The organism is uncultured Psychroserpens sp. (assembly GCF_947492715.1).
GTDB lineage: Bacteria > Bacteroidota > Bacteroidia > Flavobacteriales > Flavobacteriaceae > Psychroserpens.
The window spans coordinates 1,507,910-1,522,426 of the sequence record NZ_CANLNS010000001.1 but is presented as its reverse complement, the minus strand read 5'-3'; the positions used below and the strand labels follow the sequence as shown (position 1 = coordinate 1,522,426).

Sequence of the window (14,517 nt, the reverse complement as noted above, 5' to 3'; positions counted from 1 at the left end):
TGGTAATACATTGCATAGGCAAACTTTCGTTTGCTCATGAAAACACCTCAGTGAATTTACTGAAGCAAGCTTCGACATCCTTGAAGGATTAGCTGCGCTGATCCCAATTGGATATGCTGGTAATACATTGCATAGGCAAACTTTCGTTTGCTCATGAAAACACCTCAGTGAATTTACTGAAGCAAGCTTCGACAAATTCACTGAGGTGTTTTCATGTATTCGCAGAGAGGAAGGGATTCGAACCCTCGATACCCTTTTGGAGTATACACACTTTCCAGGCGTGCGCCTTCGACCACTCGGCCACCTCTCTAATTTTGAGCAGCAAACATACAACTCAAATTATAATTATAAAACTTTGAAATACACTTTAAGACATTTCACCTCGAAGCGAGGTTTCAAAAATAGTTTTAAATGCCTTTGGAGACACCTTTTCTCCTAACATAAACATCAACTTGGCCAGGGCAGCTTCAGTAGTAATATCCTTTCCTGAAATAACTCCTAGAGATTTTAATTGAGTACTTGTTTCATATTGCCCCATAAGAACACTACCTCCCGAACATTGTGTTACATTAACTATAGGAATACCTCTTTTTGTTGTCTTTTTCAACATATTCAAAAACCACATTTCAGTTGTCGTATTACCAGCACCATATGTTTCTATAACAATTCCTTTAACATCATCGCATTCAAATAGGGGTTTTAACATCGCTTCTGAAATACCTGGAAACATTTTAATTAATACAATGTCTGTTTCAAATTGTTTATGAACCACCAACTTTTTTCTTGTATTGGGTTTATACAAATCATCATATTCAACTTTTAAATGAACTCCAGATTCTGCCAAATGAGGATAGTTTAAAGATTCGAATGCTTCAAAATGTTCGGCATTGATTTTTGTCGTTCTATTTCCGCGATATAATTTATATTCGAAATACAAGCCTACCTCTTTTATTACAGGCTTCCCATTTTTTTGTAATGAAGCCATTTGTATAGATGTAATCAAATTCTCTTTAGCATCAGTTCGTAAATCGCCAATGGGTAATTGAGAGCCTGTGAAAATAATTGGTTTCGCTAAGTTTTCAAACATAAAACTCAATGCTGAGGCCGAATAACTCATCGTATCACTTCCGTGTAAGACCACAAACCCATCAAATCTATCGTAATGACTCTCGATAATTTCGGCAATTTGAATCCAGTACTTTGGACTCATATTACTAGAGTCTATAGGTTCATTGAACGAAAGTGTTTCAATATCGCAATCTAATAGCTTAAGCTCTGGAATGTTTTTTAAAAGGTTTTTAAAGTCAAAGGCTTTTAATGCTCCTGTTTCAGCATTTTTAATCATACCAATAGTTCCACCAGTATAGACTAATAATATGTTGGGATGGTTTGCGCTCATGATTTATATTCCAAATATATCTTTAGAGTTTGAGGTTGTAATGTCGGCAATTTTTTCTTCGGAAACTGAATATATTTCCGACAATTTTTCTAACACCTTAATTATGTAAGCACTTTCGTTTCGCTTTCCTCGATATGGTTTTGGTGCCAAATAAGGTGAGTCTGTTTCTAAAACAATGTGCTCTAAATCAATACTATTAAGAAACTGATCAATCTTTCCATTTTTAAAAGTAGCCACACCTCCTATTCCTAATTTCATGTTATAAGAAATCGCCTTACGAGCTTGTTCTATAGTTCCTGTAAAGCAATGAAATATCCCAAAAAGTTTTTCATCTGCAACATCTTCCAAAACTTCAAAAATTTCATCAAAGGCATTCCTACAATGAATTACAATAGGCAAGCCATATTGTTTTGCCAATTTTATCTGATACCTAAATGCCTCTTGCTGTATTTTCAATGTAGATGTATCCCAATACAAATCAATTCCAATTTCACCAATTGCATAAAAATGACGTTTTGCCAACATGGTTTCTACATGTTGTAATTCTTCCTTATAATTTTCTTTTACAGAGGTTGGGTGAAGTCCCATCATTAAAAATGTATGTTCTGGAAAATCAGCCTCCAATGCCAACATAGCTTCTGTATAATTAGAATCAATAGCTGGAATAAAAAAACGAGTGATATTTTGGGAAATAGCACGTTCAATCATTTCTTTTCTATCAGCATCAAAAGATTCACTATATAAATGTGTATGGGTATCTGTGATTATCATGCTGCAAAAATAAACGAATTAATAATAAAGTCTGTTCATAATATCTATACTATTATCTTTGTTCAAAATTAACGCTATGGAAACGCTACAGGAGTATTTGTTAGCCAAAGAATATACTAAGGTAAAACTGAAATTAACCAAGACCAACCATTTTGAAATTAAAGCATCAATAAATGGCATCAAAGGGCTATTTATTCTCGATACTGGCGCTTCTAGCTCTTGTGTAGGCTTTGAGGCTATTGAAACCTTTAACCTAATCGCTAAAGATTCTAAAATTAAAGCGGCTGGAGCTGGTGCTATTGACATGCAAACTCAGGTATCTAAAAAAAACACACTCAAAATCGGACGTTGGAAAAAAGACAAAGTAGCGTTAATCTTGTTCAATCTTTCTCATGTTAACACCGCTCTAACAACTCATAACTCTAAACCTGTTGACGGGATTATAGGGGCTGATATATTAAAAAAGTCAAAAGCCATTATAGACTATGACAAAAAATATCTCTATTTAAAATTGTGAAAATTATTTCTTTAAATTAACAAAACTCGTTATATTTAAACATAAATCCCTCACACCAAAGCCCAATGTCTACGTCAATAATTATAGCAGACGATCACCCATTAATTCTTAAAGGTCTCAATGACTTCCTTCTAGAGAAGCAGTTTAATGTTATTGCTAGCGCAAAAAATGGCAAAGAAGCCCTAACTCTAATTAATGCACACCAACCTGATATAGCAATTTTGGATATCCAAATGCCCATATTTACAGGTTTAGAAGTTGCCGAGAAATGCAAAGCATTAAATTCAGACACCAAAATTATTATTATCACTTTTGAAAAGAGTCAGGATATTTATAACAAAGCAAAATCTTTAGGGATTTACGGATATATTCTTAAAGAGTTTGCAATCGCTGAAATCGAAACTTGTATCACATCTGTACTTGAAGAGAAATCATATTTCAGTCCAGAATTAATTGAATACCTTGAAATAAAAGAAACTCCTGATGCTTTAAAAACTTTGACCGATTCTGAAATGAAAGTCTTTAAGCTCACCGCCGAAAACAAAACAGCAAAGGAGATTGCTAGTGTTTTGTTTATTTCAGACAGAACAGTTGAAAAGCATAAAAGTAATATAAGAACCAAATTAAAGTTAGAATCTAATGCTAACAGCATCGTTTTATATGCAAAAGAACACGAAGAATTTCTATCTAAATATACGTAGAACTACGTATTGACTCTAATTGATTTAATGCTGATATTTGTTGTAAGCTATTAATTCTTATAGGGAGAATTAAACTAACTAAAACTCTAAATCATTTTTGATTTAGAGTTTTTTATTTTAAAAAACAGGTAAATATACCTATTGCATCCAATTCGCAGATTCCTGATATTTGTTCTAGCTATTTATTTCTTATAGGGAGAATTTAATTAACTAGAAAACTCTAAATCATTTTTGATTTAGAGTTTTTTCTTTTATAAAATACGTAGAACTACGTATTGTTTTGCATTTATATATTACCTTAATTTGTATTGCTATTAATCAATTTCCTTTTGGAAGAAAGGACAAAGGCTCTGGGTTGTTATAATCCAGAGCTTTTTTATATAGAAATATATGACCAGGCATTCATAAATCTGTTAAACTCCAAATTTTAACATTTAAAGCACAAAATATACGTAGAACTACGTATTGTTTGGTATTCAATTAATGGCGAATTTTACGTCAGAGTTATTAAGATTAGAGGGATTTTTTTATAGTAACTCTATTAATTAATTAGGGTATATAAGGCTCTGAGTGTCTTCATAAGCTCAGAGCTTTATTGAAATCGAAAAGTATAATTTAAAAAGATATAAAAATGGAAACGATGAAAAACAAACAAAGCCTAACCAACAAGATATTTATTGCGGGCTTAATATTTAGTGCCATTTTAATTATATCAATAAATATCCTTGTAAATTTTTTTTAGTTATTAGTTAGTTATTTTATTAGGGAGAAAAAGCGCAATACATAACTTGAATTGCGCTTTTTTGTATATTATATATCGACATTAACGAACTACATTTCTAAGGCTTTCTTAATGTCGTTGTTCATTAGTAATTCAACTGGATTTTCTAATGCTTCTTTAACAGCAACTAAAAACCCAACACTTTCTTTTCCATCAATAATTCTATGATCATAAGATAATGCTACATACATAATTGGTCTAATCTCAACTTTTCCATCAATAGCAACAGGTCTTTCAACAATATTGTGCATTCCTAAAATACCACTTTGAGGAGGGTTAATAATTGGCGTAGATAACATACTTCCAAAAACACCACCATTAGATATAGTAAACGTCCCACCTGTCATTTCATCTACCGTAATCTGACCATCTCTAGCTCTTATAGCCAAACGTTTTACTTCAGATTCAACGCCTCTAAAACTTAAATTTTCGGCATTTCTTATTACAGGTACCATCAATCCTTTTGGACCAGATACAGCAATAGATATATCAACAAAATCATAGCTCAACATTTCTTTTCCGTCAATCATTGAGTTTACTGCAGGATACAGTTTTAGAGCTCTAACAACCGCTAATGTAAAGAAACTCATAAAACCAAGGCTTACACCATGTTTTGCTTTAAAATCTTCTTTGTATTGTTTTCTCAATTCAAAAATTGGAGACATGTCAACTTCATTGAACGTTGTTAACATAGCCGTTGTATTTTTAGCCTCTACTAAACGCTCAGCAACCTTACGTCTCAACATAGACATTTTACTACGCGATGTTCCTCGGTTGCCTCCAGTTGGTGTTCCCATTGAAGGAACAGCCTTCACAGCGTCATCCTTTGTTATACGTCCATCTTTTCCTGTTCCAGGAACAGAAGATGCTTCTATACCTTTTTCATCTAATATTTTCTTGGCAGCAGGACTTGTTGTTCCTGTAGCATAAGTTTTAGATTCAGTTACGACCGCTTTTGGTGACTCTTTCTTTGGCGCTTCTTCTTTTACCTCTTCTTTTGTAGGTGCGTCATCTCCATCAGGCTTTGTAGCACTTGTATCAATTAAGCAGACTACAGCTCCAACCTCAACAGCATCACCTTCTTCGGCTTTAAGTGTAATTGTTCCACTAGCCTCAGCAGGTAGTTCTAGAGTAGCTTTATCACTGTCTACTTCTGCAATGGCTTGATCTTTCTCAACATAGTCACCATCTGCAACTAACCATTCTGCAATTTCTACTTCTGTGATTGATTCTCCTGGTGAAGGAACTTTCATTTCTAAAATCATCGTTCTATAATTTTATTTTTAAGCGTTTATTGTATTAGTTTTTATTCTTTATTTGATCTCCCTTAACTGGAAGGTAATTCTTTTTGATCTCACCATTTACTAGAATATCGTCAAAGAATAACTTTCCTCCTGTAGCAATATTCATGTCCGCAACATTCTGTAGACTTAAATGCAAATGAGCCTCAGTTGTATTACCAGAATTTCCGCATTGCCCCATAAGATCTCCTTGTTTAACCATTTGTCCTTCTTTAACTACAATGGACTTCTCTTTTAAGTGTGCAAATAACAAATATTCTTCATTTTCTGTTTGCAACACTACTGTGTTTCCTGTTAATTGCTCGGGGTTTAATTCTCCCGGAATATTATCTTTCACCCCTGTAATAACCTCAACTACTTTAGCATCACAAGGCGCAATAATATCTTTACCGAAAACATAGTAATTCTCATTTACTTTAGAATCTCCTTTATGCGAAACACCGTCTTTCATTATTAATATGTCATAAGCATATTGCTGATTCTCATAAGCAACGTGATAATTTTGTCCAACGTTAGTACCTCCCCAAAAAACAAACCATTCTTCTTTAAATGGCAGTATCATTTTCGTTGTATTGCGTTCTATTACGGGAAGGTTATTTGGTTTATGAGGCGTTACCAATAAACCTGCAATTTTATTCGAATCATCTAGATAGAAAAGTATGTCTCTTAATTCAGAATCAAACGTCATCTTATAGATATGGGCAGCATCATTTTTAAGTCTATTAAACTCAACAGATTTAATAGTTCCAAGAGTAGATTTCATATTAGATATGAAAGCCTTTGTATTATCAATCGGTAAAGCCTTTTGCATGCCTTCATTAAACAATTCAAAAACAGCTTTATAGTCATTAGCATTATAAAGGTCTTTAAATTGTGATGCTATAACATTATAATGTTCTTGCTCTTGCGAGAAAGACATATACGACGCAAATAATACACTTAATACAAAAACTACTTTTTTCATTTAACGTTGATTGTTTTTAGTACTATCAAATACGAAATCAATCACTTCTTGATGACGTTTTTTAGATCTCACGCTACTTCCTGCTGCCGGAGCTCCATAAGGTCTTCGGGTTGCCGCTCTAAACGATTTTGCCTCATCCAAATGCATAAGCATGTGACTGTAAGCTCCCATGTTTCTAGGTTCTTCCTGAGCCCATACAATGTCTTTAGCATTTTTATATTGATCAATGATTGCTCTAATTTGTTTTTCTGGTAAAGGGAATAACTGTTCAATTCTAACTAGAGCAACATCATTTCTTTTAAGTTCAGTTCGTTCTTCTAATAAATCGTAATAGAATTTTCCTGTTACAAAAACTAAGGTTTTTACGTCTTCAGTTTTAACTAAGGTATCATCAATTAGCATTTGGAAACTACCATTTGCAAACTCTTCTACCGAAGATACTACCAAAGGATGGCGTAATAAACTTTTTGGTGTAAACACAATAAGGGGCTTTCTAAACTCTGCTTTCATTTGTTTACGCAATAAATGATACATATTTGCAGGTGTTGTGCAATCCATTACAAACATATTGTCTTTTGCACATAGTTGTAAATAACGTTCCATTCTACCCGAAGAATGTTCAGCTCCTTGCCCTTCATAACCATGAGGCAAAAGCATAACTAAGCCATTCTGAAGTTTCCATTTATCTTCAGCTCCCGATATGTATTGATCTAACATAATTTGAGCTCCATTACTAAAATCTCCAAATTGTGCTTCCCAAATAGTTAGTGTTTTAGGACTTGCCATAGCGTAACCATAATCGAAACCTACAACACCATATTCTGAGAGTAATGAGTTATAAATATAGAATTTACCTTGTGTATCACTAATTTGATTAAGTAATAAAATCTCCTCCTCACTATCTTCAACCTTTACAACTGCATGCCTATGTGAAAAGGTTCCACGTTCAACATCCTGACCAGAAATACGCACGTCATACCCCTCTTCAAGTAGCGTTCCATAAGCTAGGTGTTCTGCCATAGCCCAATCTAACTTATCGTTGTCAAACATCTTTTGTCTGGACTGCACCAAACGTTCTATTTTACGAATAAATTTCTTGTCTTCTGGCAAATTAGAGATGACTTTGGTGATGTGTTTTAGACGATCTTTAGAGTAAGTCGTATCTACAGGTTGAATCATTTTATCTTCAACAACAGTATTAAAATCTACCCATTCATTTTCCATGAATGGTGTAATCACGGTTTTATCTATTTTTCGAGAATCTTCTAGCTTTACTTCTAGTTTATCTTTATAGTCTTTTTCTAACTGAGCTACATAACCTTTATCAATAACACCTTCAGATATTAATTTTTCAGCATAGATATCTCTCGGATTTTTATGTTTAGAAATCGCTTTATATAATTTGGGTTGGGTAAAACGTGGCTCATCTCCTTCATTGTGCCCATATTTTCTATAACCTAACAAATCGATAAAAACATCACGTTTAAATTTCATTCTGAAATGAAGAGCAAATAACATTGCATGCACTACTGCTTCGGCATCATCTGCATTAACATGTAATACAGGTGACAAGGTAACTTTCCCAACATCTGTACAGTAAGTACTAGAACGACCATCAAGGTAATTTGTAGTAAAACCAATTTGATTATTAACTACGATATGAATGGTACCACTTGTTTTATAGCCATCTAATTGCGCCATTTGAACCACTTCATAAACTAGGCCTTGTCCCGATATAGCAGCATCGCCATGAACCACAATTGGTAATACCTGAGATGGATTATCGCTATACTTGTGGTCTTGCTTTGCTCTAACTATGCCTTCAACAACCGCTCCTACCGTTTCTAAATGCGATGGATTTGGTGCTATATTTAAACTAATTTGCTTTCCATTATCGGTAACACGATTACTTGTCCAGCCTAAATGGTATTTTACATCTCCATCAAAAACTTCCTGTTCGTAATCCTTTCCATCAAACTCACTAAAAATATCTTTTGCAGATTTACCAAAGATATTAGTTAGGGTACTTAAACGACCACGATGTGCCATTCCCATAACAAATTCTTTAACACCATGTTCTGAGGCATTTTCAATAAGAGCGTCTAAAGCCGGAATTAAAGATTCATTTCCTTCCAAGGAAAATCGCTTCTGCCCAACATATTTTGTGTGTAAAAAACTCTCAAAAGACACAGCTTCATTAAGTTTTTTAAGAATATGCTTTTTCTGATCCTCAGAAAATCGCGGTTGGTTGTCATTAACGTTAAGTTTATTTTGAATCCATTGAATTTCTTCGGGTTTTCTAATATACATGTACTCAACACCAATAGAATCGCAATATATTTTTTCTAGGTGATCAACAATTTGTCTCAACGTTGTTTTTCCTATGCCCAATATTTCCCCTGCTGAAAACACTGTATCCATATCTTGTTGTGAAAGACCGAAATTTTCAATCTCAAGGGTTGGTGCATATTTTCGTCGAGCACGAACAGGGTTTGTTCTGGTAAATAAATGCCCACGGCTTCTATAGCCATCAATTAATTTAACAACTTGAAATTCTTTTTGAACCTGTTCTGGAATTTGCGTCGAAACACCTTCAACTAAATCATCATCCATTCCATAACTTTCACTACCAAAATCGTAACCTTGAAAAAAGGCTCTCCAACTTGGTTCAACTGAATCAGGATTTTTTTGGTATTGTTCGTATAAATCAGCAAAGTATGCTGTGTGTGCTGCGTTTAAAAAGGAATATTTATCCATTATTTGGTATAAGTCGTTTTCGCTTCAACAAAATTTAGTCAAAAATACAACATTTACTAAAAATAGATACCTTTTTGGTATATTTATAAACCATATTTAACTCAAATTTTAGTTTATGAAATTTTCGTGTCTTTTTAATTTGAAATCTGCTGTTATTCTTAGTCTATTTTTAAACTTTTCAATAGTCTCATTTTCTCAGACGCAAGACAAACCTAATGACTTTTGGGAACATGTTCGATTTGGAGGTGGTTTAGGTTTAAGTTTTGGTGATGGTTTTTTTAGTGGTACTATTGCGCCTAGTGCAATCTACCAGTTCAACCCAGATTTTGCGTTAGGTCTAGGTCTTAATGGCACATATAACAGTCTAAAAAACACTTACAACTCAACCATCTTTGGGGCTAGCGTTATTAGCTTATACAATCCAATTCCTGAAATTCAACTATCGGGAGAATTTGAAGAACTTAATGTCAATCGAACATTTGACGACAATGCGTTTGAAGATCAAAATTATTGGTATCCAGCCTTATTTTTAGGGGTAGGTTATCGCTCTAATAATATTACACTGGGTATTAGATATGACGTACTTTATGACAGGGACAAAAGCATTTATGCAGATCCTTGGGCACCCTTTGTGCGCGTTTTCTTTTAAGAAAACTTATGACGATACCACACTTTTTGCCACTCACGCTGTAGCACCAAAAAAGTAACCTGCTCAGATAACTTTAAAGTATCACTGCCATCCAACCGCTTTATTTTTTCTTCGGAAACATCTACGATATACAAGAGGTTTAGATAATCGGCAAATTTCTGCTGAATGAGTTTGTAAATCGTATCGTGTAGCATATATTTTAAACTTGAAGGCAAAATAGTTTCTTCAAAATCAAGATCAATATTTGCCAGCAAAAAATCTTTATTAACTTGCTGTATCAGTTTAGAATAGAGACTTAGATCATTAGCTTCGCTAACCAAGTTCTCAAAAGTATTAGGCAATTGCATTATACGTTTCTATTCATTAGGTCATTTCCAAAGGCTCTAAGTTTATCTTTATTCTCTTCGGAAATTTTAATAGTATCTAAAACCGAGAACGCCTTTTTAGTATAATTCTCTATCTCATTTTTTGTGGCTTCTGCAGAGCCACTTGACACAAATAGTTGTTTTATCGTTGCAATTTTTTCACTTGGATCTGATGGATTAACACTATATAAATGTTCTAATTGTAACTGATCTTCACCATTTGAAAACTCTAAAGCCTTTAAATACAAGTATGTTTTCTTATTTTCAATAATATCACCTCCAACCTGCTTACCAAAGGTTTCTGGGTTTCCAAAAGCATCTAAGTAATCATCTTGTAACTGAAAAGCAATCCCCAAATTTCTTCCAAAGTCATAAATAGAGTCCTGACATTCATGAGATGCTTCTGCTACAATAGCTCCCATTTTCATTGCCGCACCAACTAAAACTGCTGTTTTATATTCAATCATTTTCAAATACTCTGTAATGGTCACGTCATCGCGCGTTTCGAAATCGACATCATACTGCTGACCCTCACATACCTCGATAGCTGTTTTACTAAATAGTTTTGCCAGCTCTTGAAACACATGAGGCTCATAGTTTTCGAACAATTGATATGCCATAATAAGCATAGCATCACCAGATAGAATCCCTGTATTGATATCCCATTTCTCATGAACCGTCTCCTGCCCGCGGCGCAACGGCGCATCATCCATTATATCATCATGTACCAATGAGAAATTATGAAACACTTCAATACTTAGTGCGGCATCTAATGCTTTTTTGTAATCGCATTCGAAAATTTCGGCAGTCATCAAGGTCAAAATGGGCCTTAAACGCTTACCCCCAAGTTGCAATATATAATTAATTGGATTGTAAAGTGTTTCAGGTTGTTTTGAGCTTACAAAAGCATCAAGGTGCTTTACAAATACTTCGTGATAGGATTGAATATTTTGCATTGTGCAAAAATAATGTAAATCAATAAACCGAGCACAAGACTTTAACGCAATGTTAAAAAAAGATTAAAACTTAGGAAACTTTTTTTGTTTTTAAAGTTTCCTCACGTATCTTTGCACCTCGTTATGAGAGAAAAAATAATACAAAAATCAACAGAACTCTTTCTTAATCTAGGGTTTAAAAGCGTAACAATGGATGATATAGCCAATGAAATGGGGATATCAAAAAAAACCATTTATGTTCACTTTAGCAATAAAACTAAACTTGTAGAAACCGTCACATTTCATCTTTTTGAGACCATTTGTGATGGCATAGATGACATTTGCGATGCTTCAAACAATCCTATTGAAGAGCTATATGATATAAAAATGTTTGTGATGCATCATTTAAAAAATGAAAAGTCGTCACCTCAATATCAATTAAGAAAATATTATCCTCAAATCTATAGTGCCTTAAAATTCAAACAATTTGAGAAGATGCACGAATCTGTACAAGAAAGTTTGCAGGATGGTGTAAATACAGGGCTTTTTAGAAACACTATCGATGTTGATTTTATTTCTAGAATGTACTTTAATGGAATGACAGGAATTAAAGATCCTGCTATTTTCCCTAATCAAAAATTTTCAATGGAATACTTAATGGAAAGTTATCTTGAATATCACTTAAGAGCTATTGTTACTGATAAAGGATTAACCATATTAAATCAATTTATAACAAAAAATCAATCATAAATAGAATGAAGAACGTTTCACTAACTTTCATACTCTTAAGTTTTTGTTTTGGCTTTGCTCAAAATGACCCTACAACTTTTAGTTTGCAAGAAGCCATAGATTTTGCTTTAGAAAATAATAGGCAAGTTAAAAATGCTCAAAATGATATCGAGGCTGCCAAACAACAAAAATGGGAAACAACAGCAACGGGGTTACCTCAAATTAATGCGAGTGTTGATTATCAGAATTTTTTAAAACAACAAGTATCTTTACTCCCTGCTGCAGCTTTTGATCCTATTGGAGGCATTAGACAACTGGAAGATTATTACGACTTAGATGCGCTTCAAACTCAAGAATTACCAGAAGCTCCTCAAGGTTTTATTCCTGTAACATTTGGTACTAAACAAACAGTTAACGCATCGGCAACTTTAAGTCAGCTTATTTTTGATGGTTCGTACTTAGTTGGATTACAATCTGCAAAAGTGTTTTTAGATATTTCAAAAAATGCTAAAACCAAAACAGATTTAGAAGTACGAAAAGCCGTAATTAATGCTTATGGTAATGTTCTTCTCGCGCAAGAAAGTGTGAGCATCCTTGAGAGCAATATCGCTGTGCTTGAAAAAAACCTTTACGAAACTCAAAAAATCTACGAAAATGGATTGGGAGAAGAAGAAAATGTCGAGCAATTGCAAATTACACTTTCTGGTGTAAGAAGTAATCTTAATAATACCAATAGATTAAAAACTTTAGCTCTACAAATGCTAAATATTACACTCGGATTAGACATTTATAATGGTACATTATTAACTGACACATTAGAAACACTTTCTGCAGATCAACTATCAATAAACCTATTGAGCGCCGACGACAACGTTCAAAACACCATTGACTACATGATTGCAGCTAATGATAAAACCTCAAAAGAACTCCTTGTAAAACTTGAAAAAAGTAAGGCATTACCAAACCTTAGTGGATTTCTTACTGGAGGCTATAATGGAAATAGCGATTCTTTCACATTTCTAAAAAGTAATCAGCAATGGTTTGGATCAGCATTGGTTGGCGTAAGCCTTAACATTCCAATTTTTAGTTCTGGAAAACGTAGCGCTGCCACCCAACGTGCTAAAATAAATCTCGTAAAAGCTGAAACCGAACTTGAAGAAACCGAGCAGAAAATTAAACTTCAAATCGCATCGGCAAAAAGTAATTACGAATTTGCTATTGAAGATTATGAAAATAAAAAACAAAACCTTGCATTAGCAGAACGTATTGAACGTAAAAATCAAACCAAGTTTTTCGAAGGTATTGGTTCAAGTTTCGAACTACGCCAAGCTCAAACACAATTGTATGCGGCACAACAGGAATTACTTCAAGCCATGCTTGATGTTATTAATTCTAAAGCCGAATTAGAAACTGTACTCAATTCACCAATCAACAATTAAACACCATTTCAAATGAAACATATTATAACTTTATCATTAATCGCTCTTGTTTTAGTTTCCTGCGGAAACGATAATACGCAAAGTGTAGAAGATATTATTGCTTCTAATGACTTAGAGCAAATTCGTAAAAAGAAAACCGAATTAGATGCTGAGCAGCAAGCACTGGCTGAACAATTAAAGCAATTGAGTTCTAAAATTAAAGAGCTAGATCCACAAGAGAAAATTCCTTTAATTACCACATTTCCAGCTAAAGAAAGTGTTTTTGAACATTACGTAGAATTACAAGGAAATGTAGATACGAAGAAAAACTTAGTTATTTATCCTGAGTACTCTGGTGTGATGACTAATGTATTTGTAAAAGAAGGTCAAAATGTATCTAAAGGGCAAACACTAGCAAAAATTGACGATGGTGGGTTAAGTCAGCAAGTTGCTCAATTACAAATTCAGACAGACTTAGCCAAAACAACTTTCGAAAGGCAAAAGCGTCTTTGGGATCAAAACATAGGTAGTGAAATTCAATTTCTTCAGGCAAAGTCCAACTATGAAGCACAGCAAAAGGCTGTTAATCAATTACAGCAACAGGTAGCAAGAACAGTGGTTAAAGCCCCTTTTTCAGGAACTATTGATGACGTTATTACTGAACAAGGTAGTGTTGTTGCTCCTGGACAATCGCAATTATTTAGAATAGTGAATTTAGATAATATGTATATAGAAACTGATGTTCCAGAAAGTTACATTACCAATGTTACTGAAGGCAAAACAGTTGAAGTTGAGTTTCCAGTTCTTGGAATTAGTATGGAAGCAAAAGTACGTCAGGCAGGAAGTTTTATCAATCCTGCTAATCGAACGTTTAAAGTCGAAGTGTCAATTCCAAACAAAGACAAAAACATCAAACCTAATCTTACAGCAAAACTAAAAATTAACGATTACACGAATGAGAAGGCGATATTAATTCCATTGAGCATTATTTCTGAAAATGCCGAAGGACAACAATATGTATATACCATTACCGATAAGTCTGGAAACAAAGCCACTGCCAAACGTGCTATTATTGAAACAGGTAAAACACAAGGTGATTATATAGAGGTACTTTCTGGATTATCCAATTCAGATGAAATTATTCAAGAAGGTGCAAGAAGCGTAAAGGATGGTCAAGAAGTTAAGATTCTTAACCTAGAAACCAATGATTCTACTAACGACTAAAGCTTA

13 protein-coding genes and 1 tRNA gene are annotated in these 14,517 nt (G+C 33.9%); 6 read left to right on the top strand and 8 right to left on the bottom strand.

Annotated elements, in window-relative coordinates; genetic code table 11:
• Window positions 1-222: 222 nt before the first annotated feature.
• The 3 genes from Q0787_RS06830 to Q0787_RS06820 form a co-directional block, all read right to left on the bottom strand.
• Window positions 223-310 (bottom strand) — tRNA-Ser (locus Q0787_RS06830).
• Window positions 311-367: 57 nt separating this feature from the next.
• The gene (locus Q0787_RS06825; RefSeq protein WP_298901506.1) at window positions 368-1,399 is read right to left on the bottom strand and encodes an asparaginase; all 1,032 of its coding nucleotides are present in this window, start codon (window positions 1,397-1,399) and stop codon (window positions 368-370) included.
• A gap of 3 nt (window positions 1,400-1,402) precedes the next feature.
• A complete protein-coding gene (locus Q0787_RS06820) occupies window positions 1,403-2,170 on the bottom strand; it encodes a TatD family hydrolase (protein ID WP_298901505.1) in 768 nt (255 codons plus the stop codon).
• A gap of 76 nt (window positions 2,171-2,246) precedes the next feature.
• Here Q0787_RS06820 and Q0787_RS06815 point away from each other — a divergent pair, with 76 nt between their 5' ends.
• Window positions 2,247-2,687: a retropepsin-like aspartic protease gene (locus tag Q0787_RS06815; protein ID WP_298901504.1), complete on the top strand. Its 441-nt coding sequence runs from the start codon at window positions 2,247-2,249 to the stop codon at window positions 2,685-2,687.
• Window positions 2,688-2,752: 65 nt separating this feature from the next.
• Window positions 2,753-3,388 carry a response regulator transcription factor gene (locus Q0787_RS06810; RefSeq protein WP_298901503.1) on the top strand — a complete coding sequence of 212 codons (636 nt, stop codon included), beginning with the start codon at window positions 2,753-2,755 and terminating at the stop codon, window positions 3,386-3,388.
• Between the two features lie 831 nt (window positions 3,389-4,219).
• On the opposite strand, the gene odhB is transcribed toward Q0787_RS06810, so the two are convergent.
• From odhB to Q0787_RS06795, 3 genes are read right to left on the bottom strand one after another with little or no spacing between them, the layout of a single operon-like run.
• Window positions 4,220-5,434 (bottom strand): 2-oxoglutarate dehydrogenase complex dihydrolipoyllysine-residue succinyltransferase, encoded by a 1,215-nt coding sequence (gene odhB, locus Q0787_RS06805; protein WP_298901502.1) that lies wholly within the window; start codon window positions 5,432-5,434, stop codon window positions 4,220-4,222.
• Window positions 5,435-5,468: 34 nt separating this feature from the next.
• Window positions 5,469-6,434 carry a peptidoglycan DD-metalloendopeptidase family protein gene (locus Q0787_RS06800; protein WP_298901501.1) on the bottom strand — a complete coding sequence of 322 codons (966 nt, stop codon included), beginning with the start codon at window positions 6,432-6,434 and terminating at the stop codon, window positions 5,469-5,471.
• Complete coding sequence (locus Q0787_RS06795) at window positions 6,435-9,191, bottom strand: 2-oxoglutarate dehydrogenase E1 component (protein ID WP_298901500.1); 2,757 nt, start codon at window positions 9,189-9,191, stop codon at window positions 6,435-6,437.
• Between the two features lie 115 nt (window positions 9,192-9,306).
• Between Q0787_RS06795 and Q0787_RS06790 the strand changes: the two genes are divergently transcribed.
• Window positions 9,307-9,840 carry an alpha-ketoglutarate decarboxylase gene (locus tag Q0787_RS06790; protein WP_298901499.1) on the top strand — a complete coding sequence of 178 codons (534 nt, stop codon included), beginning with the start codon at window positions 9,307-9,309 and terminating at the stop codon, window positions 9,838-9,840.
• Here the strand turns inward: Q0787_RS06790 and Q0787_RS06785 are convergent.
• The gene (locus Q0787_RS06785; RefSeq protein WP_298901498.1) at window positions 9,837-10,187 is read right to left on the bottom strand and encodes a hypothetical protein; all 351 of its coding nucleotides are present in this window, start codon (window positions 10,185-10,187) and stop codon (window positions 9,837-9,839) included. The genes Q0787_RS06790 and Q0787_RS06785 overlap by 4 nt on opposite strands.
• A complete protein-coding gene (locus Q0787_RS06780) occupies window positions 10,187-11,161 on the bottom strand; it encodes a polyprenyl synthetase family protein (RefSeq protein WP_298901497.1) in 975 nt (324 codons plus the stop codon). Before Q0787_RS06780 ends, Q0787_RS06785 begins: the two co-directional genes overlap by 1 nt.
• Before the next feature lie 123 nt (window positions 11,162-11,284).
• Between Q0787_RS06780 and Q0787_RS06775 the strand changes: the two genes are divergently transcribed.
• The 3 genes from Q0787_RS06775 to Q0787_RS06765 are packed head-to-tail and all read left to right on the top strand — an operon-like array spanning window position 11,285 to window position 14,511.
• Window positions 11,285-11,890: a TetR/AcrR family transcriptional regulator gene (locus Q0787_RS06775; RefSeq protein WP_298901496.1), complete on the top strand. Its 606-nt coding sequence runs from the start codon at window positions 11,285-11,287 to the stop codon at window positions 11,888-11,890.
• A 5-nt stretch (window positions 11,891-11,895) separates the two neighbouring features.
• Complete coding sequence (locus Q0787_RS06770; protein ID WP_298901495.1) at window positions 11,896-13,308, top strand: TolC family protein; 1,413 nt, start codon at window positions 11,896-11,898, stop codon at window positions 13,306-13,308.
• A gap of 12 nt (window positions 13,309-13,320) precedes the next feature.
• Window positions 13,321-14,511 carry an efflux RND transporter periplasmic adaptor subunit gene (locus Q0787_RS06765; protein WP_298901494.1) on the top strand — a complete coding sequence of 397 codons (1,191 nt, stop codon included), beginning with the start codon at window positions 13,321-13,323 and terminating at the stop codon, window positions 14,509-14,511.
• Window positions 14,512-14,517: the final 6 nt, after the last annotated feature.